This is a genomic window from Fodinibius halophilus (assembly GCF_011059105.1).
In the GTDB taxonomy this organism is placed as follows: domain Bacteria; phylum Bacteroidota; class Rhodothermia; order Balneolales; family Balneolaceae; genus Fodinibius; species Fodinibius halophilus.
Genome location: NZ_JAALLS010000001.1, coordinates 231,228 through 249,947, shown reverse-complemented (window position 1 = coordinate 249,947; position 18,720 = coordinate 231,228). Strand labels below are relative to the sequence as shown.

The following is an 18,720-nucleotide window of genomic DNA, read 5'->3' as shown; positions in this document are numbered from 1 at the left end:
GCTTTGTGAAATTGCTATGAGTTACTGTTTCTGAATGGGAAGATTTTTTCTATTTTTAGCGCCGGTACAAACGACCAACACAATAAAAGTCGAAAATTATTGTTCAGGTATCTGACTAATCATTACAAACAAGCTGTGATAAGAACCAAGTTTAAAACATTCTTTTTTCTGCCGGCCCTGCTATTATTACTTCTTGTTTTCAATAACGGCAGAGGGCAAACGGTAAGTGAATTCGTTAAAATTGATTCATTGCAGGTTGGGGACACCTTCAACTATTCTGTGACGCTCAATCGAAGTAAGGAGTACGATCAACTGGCATTTCCGGATTCATCCCATTTCGGTGACAGTTTTGAAATACGATCACGCCGGCATTATCAGATAACTACTTATAAGGATAGCGTTTCTTACAAACTGCAATTTTTTGCCACTGCTGACACCACCATCCCTGCCTTACCGGTAACCCTGATACAACAACAAGATACAACGGTCCTTTATACCAATCCTGTGCGGATACCTTTCCACAGTGTATTAGCAAAAGACGAACAGGAGTTTCGCCCCCTTAAACCTATTTTCGATTTTGCCGAAGCATGGTGGCCCTATATTCTAGCACTGCTTATTTTAATTGCAGCCGGATATCTCTTTTATCACTATTACTGGAAAAAACGTAAAACTGAAGAGCCCAAAGAACCTAAAACATTTAGCCCAGAAACCTTTGTCAATCCTCTAATCCAGCTTGAAAAAGCGATAAAAGAACTCGAACAAAGTAAGCTGGATTCACATGAAGACTTTAAAGCGTTCTACATCAGGCTTGGGGATGCCATTCGACGCTATTATGAAGATCTGTATCGGATTCCGGCCCTTGAATCTACAAGCGGTGAACTGTTACGGGCCCTTCATAAACGTGTGGTAGATGACGACCTTCTTGCCGATACCCGTGCAGTACTCCAAGAAGCAGATATGGTTAAGTTTGCCAAATTTCAGCCTACTAACGAGCAGGCAAAGAGGGCACTTCGGAAAGCACACAATTTCTTAGAACGTGCCCAAGATGTTGATGGCCCTCGCATTGAGCAAATGCGCAGAAAGCATAAATCCCAGGTAGAAACTGAACGAAAACAGTTTTACGAAGAACAAAACCATAAGGAGGTTAAAGCATGAGTTGGGATAACCCACAGTGGCTTTGGTTACTACTTCTTCTGATACCCATTATTGCCTACCATGTTTGGAAAATATGGACCCAAAAAACGCCCAGTTTAACCTTCTCTGACACCTCGGGCTTGCAAAACCTTTCGGGTAATTGGCGTTCATACGGGGTATGGATATCTCCTATCTTGCAATGGATCGCTTTTGCCCTTGTTGTAATTGCTATTGCCCGACCACAGTATGAAAATACCACGGTAGAGCAGAACGCTGAAGGTATTGATATTGTACTCACACTCGATATCTCGACCTCTATGAAAGCCGAAGACCTCAAACCTAACCGGCTTGAAGCGGCTAAAGATGTTGCAGAAGATTTTATAAATCAGCGAATTTCTGACCGTATTGGTCTCGTCCTTTTTGCCCGTAAAAGTTTTACGACGGTCCCTCCTACCCTCGACTATGATTTACTGAAGCGTTTGCTTGGGGATGTTGAGATGGGAGTGGTAGAAGATGGTACTGCTATTGGAATGGGTATTGCTACCGCTGTTAATCGTCTAAAAAAAAGTGAAGCTAAGAGTAAAATCATTATCTTACTTACCGACGGACAAAATAACTCCGGTGAAATAGATCCTGTAACCGCTGCAGACCTTGCCCTCTCCTATGACATAAAAGTATACACCATTGGAGCAGGTACCCGCGGTACCGCCCCCTATCCGGTAAATGACCCCATTTTTGGCAATCGCTATCAGAATGTTGAAGTCAATATTGATGAAGAGATGCTCAAGAAAATCGCCAATATGACCGGTGGAGCTTACTTCCGGGCTACCGATACTGAAAAACTAGAAGAGATCTACTCCAAAATTGATAAACTGGAAAAATCGGAGATCGAAGAGATTATCTATACCGATTATCAAGATCTGTATCCGCGATTTTTACTGCCCGGTATCCTGTTGCTGATACTTGCTATGGTTTCAGAACAGTTCCTGTTCCGAAAAGCTGTAGAATAGTTACAAGCGAGTTTAAACCGTTCTATAAAAGAACGGTTTAAATGCTTATTTTTGTTATGTGCATTTCTGATGAGTTCCAAATTTAACCTCCTTCTTTTTCATGGCGTTACAGTCTGTTCTTAAAACATTTTCTGCCCAGCTCCCCTGGCGTGATCTATACGACAATATTGATAAACAGAATGCAATATTTCTAAATCATTTTGTTGGTTCTACCCCTTCTCTTCTGGTAGCTAAACTGGCACAGAAATACGACAAGCTGGTTGTTATTTATCCGGACACCGAATCAGCAGAATTCATGAAAGGCGACTTGGATACCATCGGGCTAGAACAAGCTAGTTACTTTCCGCCTACCGGGCATCACCCATATGATGCACAACAGATTACCGATAGTACGCCGGTTGTACAGCGATCTGAGGTATTAGAGAGTATCAATACCCATGACAAATCTGTTGTAGTAACATCGGCACCGGCCATTTTCGAAAAAATTGTGTCTCCCGATAATTTCTCCAAGGCCTCAATCACCATTAAAAACGGGGATGATGTTGACCTGCAAAAGCTAAAAGAAGAGCTGGTCGATCAAGATTATGACCCCGTCAGCTTTGTAGATCATCCGGGTGAATTTGCGCATCGCGGAGGTATTCTCGATATCTATCCCTATTCCGGTGATTATCCCATCCGGCTTGAATTCTTCGGGGATGAAGTAGACTCTATTCGCGAATTTGATCCCGACTCGCAGCGGTCTGTTTCATTTTTAGATACCGCCCGCTTTGTACCCGATGCCTCCGGCCTTAGTCAAGATGATAAACATAGTTTACTCTCCTACTTCGATGAAGATGCCATTATTGTTTTGGCAAACCAATCTCTGGTAGAGGGTGAAATTGAAGACCGGTACGAAAAAGCAGAAGAAGCTTATAGTGAAAAGGCCACTGGAAACGATCTTCCCCCGGAACAACTGTATGTAAACACTGAGAAGTTACAAGAGCATATAAAAGGTCATGCCCGAATTTTTCTGGGTGGTTTTTCTGAAGAAGAAGCTGTTGATTGGGAATACCGCCTGGATGCCAGTCCCCAACCTGATTTTAACGGGAGCATTAAACTTTTACGTGAAGACATCCAAAGCTTAAGCAAGCAAAGTTTTGATACCTATATTCTTTGCGACAATGAAGGACAGCGTGATCGCTTTGAAGAGCTACTCGGGGAACCCTCTGAAAAATTACGGTACCATCTTTCGGTTGAAACCATCCATGAAGGATTTATCCTTAATGAACAGGGATTGGCCGTATATACCGACCATCAGATATTTAACCGCTACCATCGTCCTAAAACGAGGAAAAAACGCGCCAAAAGCAGTTTATCCGTCAAAGAATTGCGAGATCTTAATGTAGGTGACTTTGTCGTTCATGTAGACTATGGCATCGGGACTTTCGCCGGCTTCAAAAAAATCGAAGTCCGGGGCGTAGAGCAAGAATCGGTAGTGTTGCGATACAAAGAAAACTCAACGCTTTATGTTAATGTCTCTAACCTTCATAAAATACAGAAGTATTCCGGTAAAGAAGGAACAAAACCCCGTATAGACAAATTGGGATCCGGCCGTTGGGCTCGGAAAAAGGCCGAGACCAAAAAGAAAGTTAAAGATATTGCCCGCGACCTGATTAAGCTCTATGCCAAACGTAAGTCGCAAGACGCTTTTGAGTTTTCAGCTGATAATTCGTGGCAAACCGAGATGGAAGCCCGGTTTGAATTTGAAGAAACTCCTGATCAGCGTGATACCATTGAAGCAGTTAAAAACGATATGCAAGCCAACACCCCCATGGATCGATTGGTATGCGGAGATGTAGGGTTCGGTAAAACAGAGGTAGCTGTGCGGGCCGCATTTAAAGCAGTAATGGACCATAAGCAAGTTGCGGTATTGGTGCCCACCACGATATTGGCCGACCAGCACTACAAAACATTTGCCAAGCGAATGAAGGACTTTCCCGTTACGGTTGATGTAATATCACGATTCCGAAGCCGAAAAGAGCAAAAAGAAACACTTAAACGCCTCAAAGAAGGCAAGGTCGATATCTTGGTAGGCACACATCGCCTTACCTCCAAAGATGTTCACTTCGATGATCTGGGCCTCCTTATTGTTGATGAGGAACAGCGCTTTGGCGTTAAGACCAAAGAGAAACTCAAAGAGTACAGAGCTACTGTTGATGTCCTTACCCTCACGGCTACACCCATTCCGCGAACACTACAGTTTTCGCTGATGGGAGCCCGTGACCTTAGTATTATCAATACCCCTCCTCCCAATCGCCAACCCGTACAAACAGAAATTCACAGCTTTGACGAAGATCTGATACGCGATGCTCTGATGCAGGAAGTTTCTCGGGGCGGCCAGGTGTTTTTCATCCATAATAGAGTGAAAAATATTGAAGCGGTAGCTAATATGGTTCGTAAGCTGGTACCCGATATTCGAGTACGATACGCGCATGGACAGATGAGTTCCAGTAAGCTCGAAAATATTATCGAGGACTTCTACGATCATAAGTTCGACGTACTCCTATCTACAAATATTGTTGAAAATGGCATCGACATATCCAATGCAAATACGATGATTATCAATCGTGCTGACCGTTTTGGTTTGGCAGAGCTCCATCAGCTGAGAGGACGTGTTGGCCGATCAAACCGAAAAGCATTTTGCTACCTGATTACCCCGGATATCAAGTCGTTGACCGATGAGGCACGAAAGCGATTATTGGCACTTGAGGAGTTTTCAGATCTTGGATCCGGATTTAATATTGCTATGCGTGATCTGGATATTCGCGGCGCCGGCGATATATTGGGGGCCGAACAGAGTGGCTACATTAATGATCTGGGCTTCGATTTATATCAAAAGATACTCAACGATGCGGTGCGGGAGCTCAAAGAACAGGAGTTTAGCGATGTGTTTGATGATGTAGAAGTAGAAATGGAGCTTCCTGAGACACAGATCGAATTTGACCGCCCTGCCCTGCTTGATAAAGATTATGTCTCTGATAATGTTGAACGTCTAAATCTGTATAGAAAGCTCTCGGGAGCAGAGTCGCTTGAAGAGATTAAAGACTGGAAAGAGGAGGTCAAAGACCGCTTTGGTCCTATTACAGAAGCGGCTCAAAATCTTATCACCTCTACCGTAATCAAACTGTATGCTTCTCAACTACTTATGACAAAGGTTCGCATTCGTTCGAATCGTATGTGGTTGAGCTGTCCCAAGCACGAGTCTGACCTCGGAGAAGAGTTTTACGGAGACCGTTTCCAAGCATTGTTAAAGAGATTACAAAAAAAGGCAGAAGGACGATTTAAAGTCATCCAGAAAGATGATCGGGTCCGTTTTGTCATTCATGACATTCCGGATCTTGAGGCAGCTGCCGAATTTTTAAGTGAACTTTCAGCTTCAGAAATACAAGAGGTCAGTTTTGCTTAGTCGATATGTGAAACTCTTGGAAAGAGGAGAGCTTGTAGCATTCCCAACAGAAACAGTATATGGGCTGGGTGCCGATGCCTGGAATCCCTCGGCCATCCAAAAAGTATTTGAGCAAAAAGGACGTCCGGCCGACAATCCCCTGATTGTACATATCTCAAACAGAACTATGGTAGATTCTTTTGCCCAAACCGTTCCGCCGGCAGCTGAAAAACTAATGACCCATTTTTGGCCCGGCCCGCTTACCCTCATTTTTGACAAAAAGCCAGAGGTACTTGATATCCTTACCGGGGGACTCGATACCGTAGCGATACGCTGGCCCAGGCATCCGCTATCGCAAGAACTTATTGCTCAGGCCGGTGCATTAGTTGCCCCAAGCGCCAACTCCTCGGGCAAGCCAAGCCCAACCAAACCTAAACACGTCAAAGAAGATTTTGGCAAAAAATTCCCCGTTATTGCTGCCGGCGAAACAGATATCGGTCTTGAATCAACGGTGTTGGATGTTTCTTCCGAACCTTTTCGCATTTACAGGCCCGGCGCAATTAGTGCCGAACAGATATCTAAGGTAGCCGGAAAAAAAGTGGAACGGGCTTCCCAACCTTCTGCTAATACTGAGGCACGCAGTCCCGGTACCAAATACACCCATTATTCTCCTGATGCTACTGTTCAATGGCTAAAAGATGACCTCGATAGCCAAGAAACACTCTACTTGTTGCATACACAATATGATAACCTAAAAGCTGAAAATATTGTGCACTACAAGGGCAACTTTAGAGAGATGGCCCATGAACTGTTTGACCGATTCCGACAGGCCGACTTTCATGGGTTCCATACAGTTCTGATAGAACCTTTTTCTGCTGAACAGCTTCAAAAACCATTAGTCCGGGCACTTCAGAATAGGATCTCTAAAGCTGTTAGCTAGCTTTTTTCTTATCATAATTCACTGCCCTGTTTCATAGATTGGAATTAGAATAGACTGAGTTTATCAAAATTCACTACTTCGGCAACGGTTGAAATAGTTCTCTGCACTACAGAGAAAGAAGAGCTATTTGCATTACTCAGAACAAAAACCGGTCAAGAAATAGTCATACTTCCCCTTTGCACGTGTATAATAAACAGAACCTGGAAAAGAGTTATCAATGGGATCTAAAAATACTGATCAGAAATTTCAAGACTGGGCCCAACAGATTCGTGCCTCTGATGAAGAAGCTTTTTCTGAGCTTTTCCATGAGGTATACCCACAATTACTAAAATTTGCCTGGCGATATACCAAAAAGAAATCTGCCGCTCATGATGTCGTCCAAAAATCGATGGTAAAACTGTGGGAAATTCGAACCAATATCGATCCTCAACAATCATTAAAATCTTATTTGTACCAAATAGTACGCAGCAGAGCATTAAATCATATTCGAGATACCAATAACCATACCCCGATTGAAAATATAAATCACAATCGGTTAAAGGTTGAAAGTAAGACTTTGTCAAAAATTGCAGAACCCGAAGACTATAATAAAAAGATGATCAAATTTATTGAACAACTTCCTGGTAGGCAGCGCGAAGCTATACAACTAAGCCGTTTTGAGGGGTTTGATCATGAAGAAATATCTGAAATTATGGATATTTCGCCACGCACCGTAAATAATCATATTGTTACGGCCCTTAAAACGTTGCGCAAAAAATGGGATTTATACAAAAAAAATAAAAAGGGTAGTCGTTATGAAGAAGAATAGAGAGATTTCATCCACATTTAGATGTCCGCTGGAGGAGTTCGAAGAAGAAACGAGAGAAGATATCTCACAACTCTGGGCAGACATGGAAAATGCAGATATTGCACATCATGTGCAATGCACTGATACTGAACTCGCTAAGGCATACAAGAACGTGAAGGTAGAAATAGCATCTGAAGAAAGTACTGCCTCACAGTTCTCTTTTATCACATATGCCGCTGCTGCCGTTTTTTTAATGGTCGCTACAGGAATTGCATATCTGTTGATGCCGGTTAAGGTTCAGGTACCTGCAGGCGAAACAAAAACGATACAGATGTCAGATAACAGCACCATTCATCTTAATAGCGGCTCTGTACTTAGTTACTCGCACCTCTTTAACTGGTGGAGTAGAAATGTACGCCTTAAAGGAGAAGCGTTTTTTGAAATAAAATCAAGTGAACATCCCTTTCGAGTTGTAACAGGGAATGCCTCGGTCGAAGTGCTGGGCACAAAATTTAATGTCCGGTACTGGCCCAACGAAAAGGATAATATGACTTCGGTTTTTTTATCAGAAGGCAAAGTTCTGCTACAAGCAACGGGAACCAATAATTCGGTAACATTGCACCCCGGAAAACAAAGCTGGATTTCCAATAATCATCCCTCTCCTGTTGCTCCACGCCCGGTTGATCCAACAAAAGCGCTGGCATGGCAACAAGACAGTTTTGCATTTGAGAATCAACATTTGTCATCAATATTCAAAGAAATTCAACGGCGTTTTGATGTGAAGATTAACTATCATCCAAATATTTCAAATGACAAAATCACGATCTATCTCTCTGACATCGAGACAGCTGAAATGGCAATTAAAGATATATGTCGAGCGAAAGGTTTGATCTATAAGAAAAAAAATGACAGTTTTTTGATATACAGAAACTGACAATTCATTTATAATGAGGTCGACCAACCGCTATTTTTTATCTTGCTGTTTGCTGATAGCATTATTTCTTCCTGCTATTGCAACAGCCCAAGAGAGTCAACAGCCGCAGAAGTATACCTATCTCTCCAGAGGTCTTAGCCTGGAACAAGCAATCCGCCGGTTAGTTGAAAAAACCAATATCGATCTTATTTACGACCCTCAGTTAATAAATGAACATACCGTTTATGTTGCAGGAGATTTTACTTCTTCGGAAGAGATATTGCGGCTTATTTTAAAAGACAGTGGCTTGGATTTTATTCAGCTTTCTTCGGGTACCTATGTACTTGTCAAAGACAGCCGACAAGAAACCACCTACGGAATGCTCGCAGGTAAAGTTGTAGACGAAGTTACCGGGCAACCTCTTGCCGGAGCCAATATTATGTTAGCTGATGCTTCTACCGGAACTTCAACAAATAGTTCAGGCCATTTTAATATCGCCAAATTAAAGCCTGGCCAGCATGAAGTGACAGTTACATATGTGGGTTATCAAGCTGTACGAGATACTGTTTGGGTACCCGAAGCAGAACCTATCCAACATACTTTTTCGCTTCATACAAAACCGGTTTGGGTGAAGCCAATAGTAGTTAGTGATACACGAAAAAGGTTGCCATCTACCCAATACCTAACAAATTCATCGGAACAACCAACCCATCAACTACTAGGCACAGTTGATGCTGTTAGAAGTCTTAATTCCGTGATGGGAATCAATTTTAACCTGGGTATGGCAGATTATAATATTCAGGGTGGACATATGGGAGGCAGCCAGCTGCGTCTTGATGGTGCCCCTATTTATGACCCCGTAAGCATGGGGCGCTTAATTGGTGCTTTTAACCCCTATGCGCTCGGAAAAATTGAAGTTTACAAGGCCGGGTATGCTTCTCCTGTTGGCAGTCAACTTTCAGGGGTGGTTAATTTAAATCATGACCTTGCCACTTCCGAAAATAAATCACTCTTATTGCAGGTCGATCAGCTTAATCTGAATGCCCGTTTTGATCATCAATTCCATATTCAAGGTGGTCCCCAGATCAACGTAATGCTTGCCGGCAGAACAAATATTTGGCACTGGTATAAAAAAAGAAGTCTTAAACAGACATTCCGGGAATGGGATCAAATAGACCCTTTATTAACTAATCAGTTGTTGAATATCAGTGATACGGATATGAACTACTATCAAAAAGAACACAAATCTGATATTCACTATTCAGATCTTCATCTTGCTGCTGAAATAAATCACAGTGACTTTCAAAAAACCCGTATTACAGCCTATCGTGGAAAAAATTATCTGGAAACCGATTTATTTTCGCAAAATGTTATTGCGATTTCGGAGGCCCCCAGTTATATGTCTACATTAGATCGGTATGATTGGACAAACATGATGGGTAAGATACAACACGACCTGCTTTTATCTCCCCGGTTAGATTTTAGCATCAGCGGTTATATTACTAAACATACACTAAATCACCATTATGCGATAGGCAACGAATCAAATACCGCCATCAATTATTCCGGGGGGCGATCCATCTCAGACCAGTTGCGCCATGGGGCCATCCAAAATATGGACACCGGTGATAAAAACGGGATAACGGAATCTGCTATCCAGACAAATTTTGATTACAGTATTACCAAAAACTACCAGTTAAAAACGGGAATAAAAGCAAAACGCCTTAACTATCGTTTTCAGCTATCTGAATTTTACCTTAATTCGGCAACTTCAAAGTCCACAAGCTTTTTACTATCCGGCTATTTACAAAACAAAGTGCAATTATCTCATAAAACCGCGATTTCGGCAGGCAGTCGGTTAACCTTTATTCCCAGCCGTGATCTCATTTTTATAGAACCACGCATTGCCTTTCAACACGATGAACCGAACACCTCTGTGGGGTACCTTTCGTTTCGTTTATCCGGGGGAATATATCGACAATTTATCAACCAGTTTGATATCAGTAATATTGGACCATCTGCGCTAGTCCCCTCTATTCGTTTTTGGGTCCCAATAGATTATTCAACCGAAGTACCAAAATCGTATCACCTATCTACGAACTTAATATGGCAACCCGGAGAAAACTGGGATATTAGAAGTGAAACCTATTATAAATGGGTGCCCCAGACTCTTTCTTTGACTTATAATAAATTACAAAGTAGTATTAACGGGATATCAAAAAACTATTCGTTGCAGGGGCAATATACTTCTACATCCCAAAGATATTCCTTTGGTACGGGGGTTGTGATAGAAAAAGTGCTTCCCTCTTTACCTCTACATATTAAAGGAAAATATCAGTTCAGCTTAGCTAAACAAAAAATTCCTGGCCGCTTTAATAGCAAGTATGTATCCACCCCGTCTAATAAACCACATCAAACGGCTATTGCTGCAGAGTGGCAAGCCACTTCTAAGTTGATGCTAATACTACAGCTGCAAAATATATGGGGACGAAGCTGGGGATTTACAAAAGCATATTACGACTATTTAGCATCAACAAGCAGTCAATATGTACAAGAATATTCCTTTGATACTCCCTCAAATGATAAGCTATCTCCCCTTCATCAACTCAATATTGGGGCCACGTATAAGATTGCACTCAACAACGCAGATTTAAAGATGAGCTTACACCTTTTTAATCTGTTAGACAGTAAAAATGTGATAAACTGGTGGTTAGCTCCTACACAGGGTGAAAATAAAACCGGTTATTACAAACTTAAGAAGAGAACACTTCCCGGCTTCAGGCCTTCTGCAAATATTATTTTTTCGTTCTAACACTAGTTACTCATTTCTTTTTTCGTGTAACAACCTCTAAGGCAGGGATTATAGTATGTACACGGGCAGACAACTGCCTTTTTAGCATCGGACAACATAATAGGCACAATGGGGATCCCAAAGCTCATACTGTTACACAATAACATACACCATGGAATTGCTATATCAGTTATAAGCCATGGATAATACTGAATTGGGTACAGCTTTAATCAACGCGTATTTCATTATATAGCCCTAAACACCTACCATATCAAGAGAACCTAGCTAATCCTTGAGTGCAAAACCCGTCTTTAACCGGACGGGTTTTTCTTCGTGTGAATCCTGCCAATAGTATTTTGCATTCACAGTTCCCCAATAATTCTGTTTTTAAAAAAATGACTGTAATAAAAAGGCCTGTTCAGCAAGAACAGGCCTTTTAACAGCGAATATTAACCTAATATTCTCAAGAGATTCTTTATTTCTCCGAAGAAGTCGTCCATATATTATTCGCAGGTTTTACATCCGGAAACTCCTTTTGAGGATCAATAACAACCTTTGTAATCTCAGACGTAGACTCATATTTCATGGTCCATTCATTGCCCCGGTGCCACACCTGTACAGGTAACCGAACGGTTTCGGTAGTACCATTGGCTTGGGTAATCTCCATTTTTACCGGCATAACCAGCTTATTATTATTGCTGATACTGATTAAGGCTCCATTCGAAGGTTTATCTTCAATGTAATTTACGGAATCTACTGCTTGGTCCATCGTCCATGTTTTCTCAAACCATCCCCGCCAGAACCAGTCTAATTCACGACCACTAACATCTTCTATTGTATTGAAGAAATCATCGGGCGTAGGGTGCTTGTATGCCCAGCGATCTACATACGCTGTAAAAGCTTCATCAAACAATTCAGGACCAATAATAGATTGTCGCAATATCTGAAGCCCCATGGCCGGCTTATAGTAGGCTACAATACCTAAATTTCCCGGTTGCACCTGATCAGGTGCTGTTAAAATCGGCTCAGAATTTTTGCCGGTGAGCCAATTATTCAGTCCCCGCATATCGCGTTTACTATAGTACTCTCCATCGTTAAAATTCTTGGTACTCAAATTGTTGATAAACGTATTGAAACCTTCATCCATCCAGGCGTATTCCCGTTCGTTTGATCCTACAATCATCGGGAACCAAATATGTCCAAACTCATGGTCCGTAACACCCCACAGACCACCCTCGGTAGCTTTCCAGCTACAAAAAACGATACCCGGATATTCCATACCGCCTACCGTACCGGCTACATTAACAGCTGTAGGATATGGATACTTCTTAAGATAGTTAGAGTAAAACTCTATACTGCCTTTTACATATTCTGTAGACCGGCCCCAGGCGGTATCCCCGGCACTTTCTTTGGGATAAACCGACATCGCCAACGATTGATCACCGTCGGGCAGGTTGATGCGTGCGGCATCCCATATAAACGACTTAGAAGCAGCCCAAGCTATATCGCGGGCATTTTCCATGGTAAAGTTCCAGGTAAGCTTATCTCTGCCATTCGGACGCGATTCTTTGCTCCCCACTTCATCCTTATTAATAATATATACCCGCTCATCACTATTTTCGGCTTTCTTCCAGCGTTTTTGTTGTTCTTTAGTAAGTACATCTGCGGGGTTATCAAGTTTACCCGAAGCCACAACCACATACTCCGATGGGGCGGTAATGGAGTAGTCAAAAGTACCGTAATCCGTATAGAACTCGCCGGCTCCCAAATAGGGCAAGGTATTCCAACCTTTTACATCATCATAAACAGCTACTCGCGGATACCATTGGGCAACCTGGTAAATGATACCATTCTCAGTATTCAATCTACCTAATCGATCAGAACCATACTCAGGAATGGTAAATGTATAATCGATCGCAATCGTAAGCTGACCGCCATTTGCTGCAATAGCTTCTTTTAAATTTAATTTGAGATTGGTATCAACAGCATGGGTTTCCGGTTCATAGGTTGATTCACCTTGCGAAACTGATACATTCTGCAAGTTGATCCCCCCATCAAAGGTCTTATTACCAAAGCGTGACCCCCGATAAGGAGTTAATTTGGCTCCCCAAGAATCATCGTCAAATAAATTTTGGTCCAGCTTGAGCCAAACGAATTCTAAATTATCAGGACTATTATTCGTGTATTGAATTTTGATGCTGGTTTTAACCTGATGTTCTTCGGGATTCAACTGGGCATCAATTTCGTAATCTGATGAATTTTGCCAATACTGATCACCGGGGGCTCCCCCTGCTGTTCGGTATTCCGTACTGCCGCCAGTCTCAAAGGGCAAAAAAGCCTCTTGTACAGTATTGCTTTGCTGACCATAAAGAGTGGGAGTTATAAAAACAGCCAACAGCAATGTTAGCACATATCTGTAGTTCATAATACTTATTTGTTGTCTAATTAATAATTGAAGAAAATTGGATTGGGTTGGATTATAGTAATTTAAGAACCACTATAACACCAGTATTACATCATTTTAAAACATGGAAAGTCTGATCGGGTTCTAATGATAGAATAGCATCCGTCATTAGCGTAATCAGAGATTCGACATCGTTGACAGAGGCTGTCTCAACAGGCGAATGCATATATCGCAGAGGCAGTGAAATAAGAGCACTCGGTATACCGGTCTTTTGATAAAAGATACTGTCAGTATCGGTGCCTGTACGCACACTCGTAGCTTCATGCTGAATATCGATCTCTTTTTCTTCAGCAACTTTTTCAACAAACTCTACAATTTTGGGATGGTTAGCACCTCCGTGCTGTATCGCCGGCCCCTCTCCCAACTTTACCAAACCGTGTTCTTTATTATTAATACCCGGAGTATCAGTCGCATGGGTGACATCGGTTACTAATGCCATATCCGGATCTAGCCGGTAACTCATCATCCGTGCGCCATAACCGCCCACTTCTTCCTGTACCGAGTTAAGTGCAACTACATTTACAGCGAGATCTTTGCGTTGCTCGTTTAGTTTTTTTAGCACTTGAGCAATGATAAAACCGCCAATACGATTGTCCAAAGCTCTTCCTGTTAAAATATTTTCGGAAAGGTAATCATGCTCATCAGCATAAGTAATCGGGTCTCCCACCTGTACCATTTTCAAGGCTTCTTCTTTACTTGAAGCACCTATATCAACATAAATATCTTTCCAGGCGGGCTCTTTGCCCCCGCCGTTCTTTTTGTCCTGCAGGTGAATCGCGGTATTTCCGGTTACGCCGGAAACAATACCGTCTTTGGTATGAATGTTAACCTTTTTGGCGCGTGCAATGGTAGAGTCGCTGCCTCCTAACTTATTTATATAGATAAAGCCTTTGTCAGTAATATGCTGCACAATCATTCCGATCTCATCGCAGTGTGCTTCAATCATCACGGTAATAACATCAAAACTGGTATTCAATTTTGCCATTGCGGATCCATAGGCATCAGCTTGAACTTCATCAGCAAATTGCTCTACATAACCTTTCCACACTTTCTGTCCGGCAGATTCAAAGCCGGTGGGGCTTGGAGTAATTAGTAGTTCTTCTAAAAAATCTTTTTCAGCAGGATCAAACATAGGGGTCGTATTTTGTTAGGTTCCGTTATTAACGTTTGGGAATATAAGTATTCAACATTGTTCATTTAAATGTAATTTCCCGCTTCTCAATTTTTGAATTACCCATATAAGATCACATCTTAAAAGTTTTTAAATAATGGCCAACTCGCCATCAAAATCTGTTCATATGTAACAGCTTTTTTATTTTATTAATGATTTTTCTAAGTAACCATTTGCTATGAAGCGACCTGAATTTAATAAAGATACTTTTCCCCACTGGACGACTATTACTATTCGTTTTAGAGATTTAGATCCTCTAAATCATGTCAATAATGCTATTTTTAGTACCTATTACGAAGAAGCCCGCATCAGTTTCATACAGGATGTGAACAGACTGGCCGACCAGCTAAAAAATGGGTATAGCTTTGTGTTAGCCAACATCGAAATCAATTTCATTAATCCGGTGGAATATCCTGCTGATATTGTCATTGGATCCGGAATAAAAACGTTAGGTAATTCCAGCATCACCAGTTTCCAGGCCATTTATATTGCTGATAAAAAAAGGCTTGCTTCTACTGCAACTGCCCATGGTGTCTGGTTTGATCTCAACAATCAGCGTCCCACTCGTCTGCCTGAAATACCAAACCGGGAAAAGTATATACTTCCAGAAAGCCTTTTTGAATGAGGAAGCTGCTGGTTACCTTTGAGGCAATAGCGCGGAAAAAGGATTAACCGTCCTACGCTTGCATAACAACGAACTAAGTAACTTAAAAGCAGTAAGAACTAAAATTCTTCACCACTTAAACTAAGCCCCGGATGCCCCTCCCTATTTGTAGGAAGGGGTTGGGGTGGGTAAACAGATGGATAAAAGCACACAGTACAAGATCTTCAATGATCCGATTTCCAAACCCTCCCCGGCCCTCCCTAATGCTTTAGGGAGGGGGACTGAAGCACGGACCCATGAACACTTTTAAGTCCATTAAAGAGTTAGCACGAAAACTGCGTAAAAACCCAACGGATTCTGAACGCAAACTGTGGGAGGTGTTACGTAAACGCAGACTGAATGGCTGTAAATTCCTGCGACAACATCCGATTACTTACAAACAAAAACAGGATAACATTTACTTTTTTATCGCCGACTTCTATTGCGCAGAAAAGAAGTTGGTCATCGAGCTGGATGGCAAGATTCATGATTTCCAGAGGAATTATGACGAACAACGAGATTTAATTTTACAGAAAAAAGGATTAACCGTCCTGCGCTTGAATAACAACGAACTAAGTAACTTAAAAGCAGTAAGAACTAAAATTCTTCACCATTTAAACTAAGCACCGGATGCCCCTCCCTATTTGTAGGGAGGGGTTGGGGTGGGTAAACACATGGATAAAAGCACACAGTACAAAATATTCAACGATCCCATCCACGGTTTTATAACCGTACCCAAAGGGATTATTCTTGACCTTATTGATCATCCATATGTACAACGTCTTCGCAGAATTAAACAGATGGGGCTTGGTTACTTGGTATTTCCTGCTGCTGAGCATTCCCGGTTTTCTCACGCACTGGGAGCCATGGAGCTGGCACAACGCACCTTAAACAACCTGCGCGAAAAAGATACCACTATTAGTCCGGCTGAATATGAAGCAACCCTCATTGCTGTATTGCTTCATGATGTAGGGCACGGCCCCCTGTCTCACACGCTCGAATTTAATCTTATTACGGATTTTCATCACGAAAAGATGACGCTTGCAGTGATGAAGTATCTCAACAAAGAGATGAACGGGGCCCTGGATCTGACCATCAAGATTTTTACCGACCAGTATGCAAAAAAGCCTTTCCTGAACCAACTTATTTCTTCACAACTTGATATCGATCGCCTCGACTATTTAAAAAGAGATAGTGCGTTTACCTCGGTTTATGAAGGCTCTGTGGGAATTGAGCGAATCCTTAAAACGATGCGGGTACATAAGGGAAATATTGTCATCGAAAAAAAGGGAATTTATGCTATTGAAAACTATATTTTAGCGCGTAGGTTAATGTATATGCAGGTTTACCTGCACAAGACAGTACTAAGTGCCGATATCCTGATACGGAATATTTTCAGGCGGGTCCGTGAGCTTATTGCTGAAGGTGAAAAACTGTACCACGCCTCCCCTGCCCTGCAGTTTTTCTTGGAAAACCAGCCCAGTGCAAAAAAAGGAGTGTCAACAAAAGTTCTGGAACAATACCTGCAGCTGGATGATAACGATGTTTTTCAGAGCATTAAGTACTGGCAACACTCTGATGATCTAATTCTGGCAAATTTGTGCAAACGCTTTCAGGCGCGTTCTTTATTCCGAACTACCTTTTTAAACAAAAAACCAACCAAAAAGCTGGTCAAACAGGTAAAAGCAAAAACGCAGAAGACGCTCAAAGAAAAAGGCCTACCCTATGATGATGAATCGTCATCGTATTACTTTTGCTTTGATGAAAGCTACAGCGAGGCCTACCGCTACGAAAACGAAGGTATATGGATACTGGAAGAGAAAGATAAGGCAGTAGAATTTTCAAAAGCAGCTGATACGCAGAATATCATCGCCCTTACCCAGCCGGTCGTCAAGCCATATGTGGTGCATCTAAAGAGTATCGATGTGGAAGGATAGCAGAACGGCAGTTAATTTTTAATTATAAAAGGCTGGGGAATCCAGAAATCAGAACCCAGAATATAATTCTCCACCTTATATTCTGCCTTGGAAGAAAAAAATATATTCATCTATTCTGCAGAGTCGCCTGAACTCACGATAGTTCAGGTCTAATTATATCTCTAAAATTTTCACTACAGCTATTCCATACGCTCATACACCACAAAAGCGAGCTCTTGCTTATCCTCGCGCTTCACCTCTTTCCATGTAGTGCCGATCTCATCCCGATACTCCGGGAAATAAGTATCCCCTTCAAAGGATTCCTTTATTTCGGTAACAAACAGCTTATCAATACCATCCATAAACTGCCGATAGACCTTTCCACCACCGATTACAAAAACAATTTCTTGATTCTTAACATATTCCATTGCCTCATCAATCGAAGAAAAGGTAGGCACATGCTCATAATCTTTTGACCGACTCAATACAATATTTTCGCGACCGGGCAGCGGTTTCTCATCGAGCTCTTCAAACACTACCCGCCCCATAATCATAGGATGCCCCATGGTGATGCGTTTAAAATATTGGAGATCCTCGGAATAATGCCACGGAAGATCGCCATCTTTTCCGATCACTAAGTTTGGATCATGTGCAACTATTGCCGCCAGTGTCATACTGCTACCTCAAATTTTATTACCGGATGCGGGTCATATCCCTTTAGGGTGAAGTCTTCAAATTCGAGCTCATCTACCGGCTTGTCGGCAATTTCCAAAGTAGGCAGTGGACGCGGCTCTCGTTTCAGCTGTTCCTTTAACCCATCCACATGGTTTTCATAGATATGAGCATCAACAATAGTATGGGCAAATTCACCATATTCCAACCCAACCTCGTTGGCAATGGCCATTGTAAGTGCAGAATAACAAGCCAGGTTAAATGGTACTCCCAAAGCAATATCACCCGATCGCTGTGTCAGATGGCAGTTTAACTTCCCATCAGTAACATTAAAGACATACATAATATGGCAAGGCGGCAGTGCCATCTGTTTTAGTAAGCCCGGATGCCAAGCACTCACCACAATACGTCGGCTGTTTGGATTTTCTTTGAGCATCTTGATAGCTCGCTCCACCTGGTCAAACTCTTTCTTTACACACATGGTTTTGCAGATGTGAGAAGCATCTCCTTCGAATCGGATCTCCTCTTCTTCGTAATAAGGAAACCGTCGCCACAGCACTGGGTAGATCGGGCCTACATGCCCATCGTCATTGGCCCAGTCATCCCAAATATGACAATCGTTTTCATCTCGTAACCATCGGATATGATCTTCTCCCCTTAAGTACCACAACATCTCAAGAATAACCGATCGAAAATACACCTTCTTGGTGGTCAACAATGGAAATCCTTCGGAAAGATCTACTTTGTAGAATTCCGAGAACTTCGAAATCGTATCAACACCCGTCCGATTTTCTTTCCTCGTTCCATGTTCTAATACGTTACTTACTAAATCCAGATACTGTTTCATGAGTATGC

14 protein-coding genes are annotated in these 18,720 nt (G+C 42.0%); 10 read left to right on the top strand and 4 right to left on the bottom strand.

The window, feature by feature from the left end; all coding sequences use genetic code 11:
• Positions 1-135 precede the first annotated feature (135 nt).
• The 7 genes from G3569_RS00925 (at position 136) to G3569_RS00895 (ending at position 11,020) form a co-directional block, all read left to right on the top strand.
• Positions 136-1,155, top strand: coding sequence for a hypothetical protein (locus tag G3569_RS00925; RefSeq protein ID WP_165265139.1), 1,020 nt, complete (start codon positions 136-138; stop codon positions 1,153-1,155).
• The gene (locus G3569_RS00920) at positions 1,152-2,144 is read left to right on the top strand and encodes a vWA domain-containing protein (RefSeq protein ID WP_165265137.1); all 993 of its coding nucleotides are present in this window, start codon (positions 1,152-1,154) and stop codon (positions 2,142-2,144) included. Before G3569_RS00925 ends, G3569_RS00920 begins: the two co-directional genes overlap by 4 nt.
• 100 nt (positions 2,145-2,244) lie before the next feature.
• Entirely contained in the window at positions 2,245-5,589 is a 3,345-nt protein-coding gene (gene mfd, locus G3569_RS00915; protein ID WP_165265135.1) for a transcription-repair coupling factor, read from the top strand.
• A complete protein-coding gene (locus G3569_RS00910; RefSeq protein WP_205719968.1) occupies positions 5,582-6,508 on the top strand; it encodes an L-threonylcarbamoyladenylate synthase in 927 nt (308 codons plus the stop codon). The genes mfd and G3569_RS00910 overlap by 8 nt, the downstream gene beginning before the upstream one ends.
• A gap of 217 nt (positions 6,509-6,725) precedes the next feature.
• A complete protein-coding gene (locus tag G3569_RS00905) occupies positions 6,726-7,316 on the top strand; it encodes an RNA polymerase sigma factor (RefSeq protein WP_165265131.1) in 591 nt (196 codons plus the stop codon).
• A complete protein-coding gene (locus G3569_RS00900; protein ID WP_165265129.1) occupies positions 7,303-8,229 on the top strand; it encodes a FecR family protein in 927 nt (308 codons plus the stop codon). The genes G3569_RS00905 and G3569_RS00900 overlap by 14 nt, the downstream gene beginning before the upstream one ends.
• A 13-nt stretch (positions 8,230-8,242) precedes the next feature.
• The gene (locus G3569_RS00895) at positions 8,243-11,020 is read left to right on the top strand and encodes a carboxypeptidase-like regulatory domain-containing protein (protein WP_165265127.1); all 2,778 of its coding nucleotides are present in this window, start codon (positions 8,243-8,245) and stop codon (positions 11,018-11,020) included.
• 454 nt (positions 11,021-11,474) lie between these two features.
• Here the strand turns inward: G3569_RS00895 and G3569_RS00890 are convergent, their stop codons facing one another.
• Both G3569_RS00890 and G3569_RS00885 read right to left on the bottom strand, forming a co-directional pair.
• Complete coding sequence (locus G3569_RS00890; protein ID WP_165265125.1) at positions 11,475-13,424, bottom strand: M1 family metallopeptidase; 1,950 nt, start codon at positions 13,422-13,424, stop codon at positions 11,475-11,477.
• A gap of 91 nt (positions 13,425-13,515) precedes the next feature.
• Positions 13,516-14,595 (bottom strand): M42 family metallopeptidase, encoded by a 1,080-nt coding sequence (locus G3569_RS00885; RefSeq protein WP_165265123.1) that lies wholly within the window; start codon positions 14,593-14,595, stop codon positions 13,516-13,518.
• 217 nt (positions 14,596-14,812) lie between these two features.
• Here G3569_RS00885 and G3569_RS00880 point away from each other — a divergent pair, with 217 nt between their 5' ends.
• The 3 genes from G3569_RS00880 to G3569_RS00870 all read left to right on the top strand — a co-directional run bounded on the left by G3569_RS00880 (position 14,813) and on the right by G3569_RS00870 (position 17,214).
• Entirely contained in the window at positions 14,813-15,259 is a 447-nt protein-coding gene (locus G3569_RS00880; protein WP_165265121.1) for an acyl-CoA thioesterase, read from the top strand.
• A 275-nt stretch (positions 15,260-15,534) separates the two neighbouring features.
• Positions 15,535-15,900 (top strand): endonuclease domain-containing protein, encoded by a 366-nt coding sequence (locus G3569_RS00875; protein WP_165265119.1) that lies wholly within the window; start codon positions 15,535-15,537, stop codon positions 15,898-15,900.
• 51 nt (positions 15,901-15,951) lie between these two features.
• Positions 15,952-17,214, top strand: coding sequence for an HD domain-containing protein (locus G3569_RS00870; protein ID WP_165265117.1), 1,263 nt, complete (start codon positions 15,952-15,954; stop codon positions 17,212-17,214).
• A gap of 179 nt (positions 17,215-17,393) precedes the next feature.
• On the opposite strand, the gene G3569_RS00865 is transcribed toward G3569_RS00870, so the two are convergent.
• Positions 17,394-17,867 (bottom strand): dihydrofolate reductase, encoded by a 474-nt coding sequence (locus G3569_RS00865; RefSeq protein WP_165265115.1) that lies wholly within the window; start codon positions 17,865-17,867, stop codon positions 17,394-17,396.
• Complete coding sequence (locus G3569_RS00860; protein WP_165265113.1) at positions 17,864-18,712, bottom strand: thymidylate synthase; 849 nt, start codon at positions 18,710-18,712, stop codon at positions 17,864-17,866. Before G3569_RS00860 ends, G3569_RS00865 begins: the two co-directional genes overlap by 4 nt.
• Between the last annotated feature and the right edge of the window lie 8 nt (positions 18,713-18,720).

Bases quoted from the DNA above. Each gene is read 5' to 3' on its own strand.
- G3569_RS00895 (WP_165265127.1), top strand. From the start codon at position 8,243: ATGAGGTCGACCAACCGCTATTTTTTATCTTGCTGTTTGCTGATAGCA.
- G3569_RS00905 (WP_165265131.1), top strand. From the start codon at position 6,726: ATGGGATCTAAAAATACTGATCAGAAATTTCAAGACTGGGCCCAACAG.
- G3569_RS00900 (WP_165265129.1), top strand. From the start codon at position 7,303: ATGAAGAAGAATAGAGAGATTTCATCCACATTTAGATGTCCGCTGGAG.
- G3569_RS00880 (WP_165265121.1), top strand. From the start codon at position 14,813: ATGAAGCGACCTGAATTTAATAAAGATACTTTTCCCCACTGGACGACT.
- G3569_RS00860 (WP_165265113.1), bottom strand. From the start codon at position 18,712: ATGAAACAGTATCTGGATTTAGTAAGTAACGTATTAGAACATGGAACG.
- G3569_RS00885 (WP_165265123.1), bottom strand. From the start codon at position 14,595: ATGTTTGATCCTGCTGAAAAAGATTTTTTAGAAGAACTACTAATTACT.
- G3569_RS00890 (WP_165265125.1), bottom strand. From the start codon at position 13,424: ATGAACTACAGATATGTGCTAACATTGCTGTTGGCTGTTTTTATAACT.
- mfd (WP_165265135.1), top strand. From the start codon at position 2,245: ATGGCGTTACAGTCTGTTCTTAAAACATTTTCTGCCCAGCTCCCCTGG.
- G3569_RS00920 (WP_165265137.1), top strand. From the start codon at position 1,152: ATGAGTTGGGATAACCCACAGTGGCTTTGGTTACTACTTCTTCTGATA.
- G3569_RS00865 (WP_165265115.1), bottom strand. From the start codon at position 17,867: ATGACACTGGCGGCAATAGTTGCACATGATCCAAACTTAGTGATCGGA.
- G3569_RS00875 (WP_165265119.1), top strand. From the start codon at position 15,535: ATGAACACTTTTAAGTCCATTAAAGAGTTAGCACGAAAACTGCGTAAA.
- G3569_RS00870 (WP_165265117.1), top strand. From the start codon at position 15,952: ATGGATAAAAGCACACAGTACAAAATATTCAACGATCCCATCCACGGT.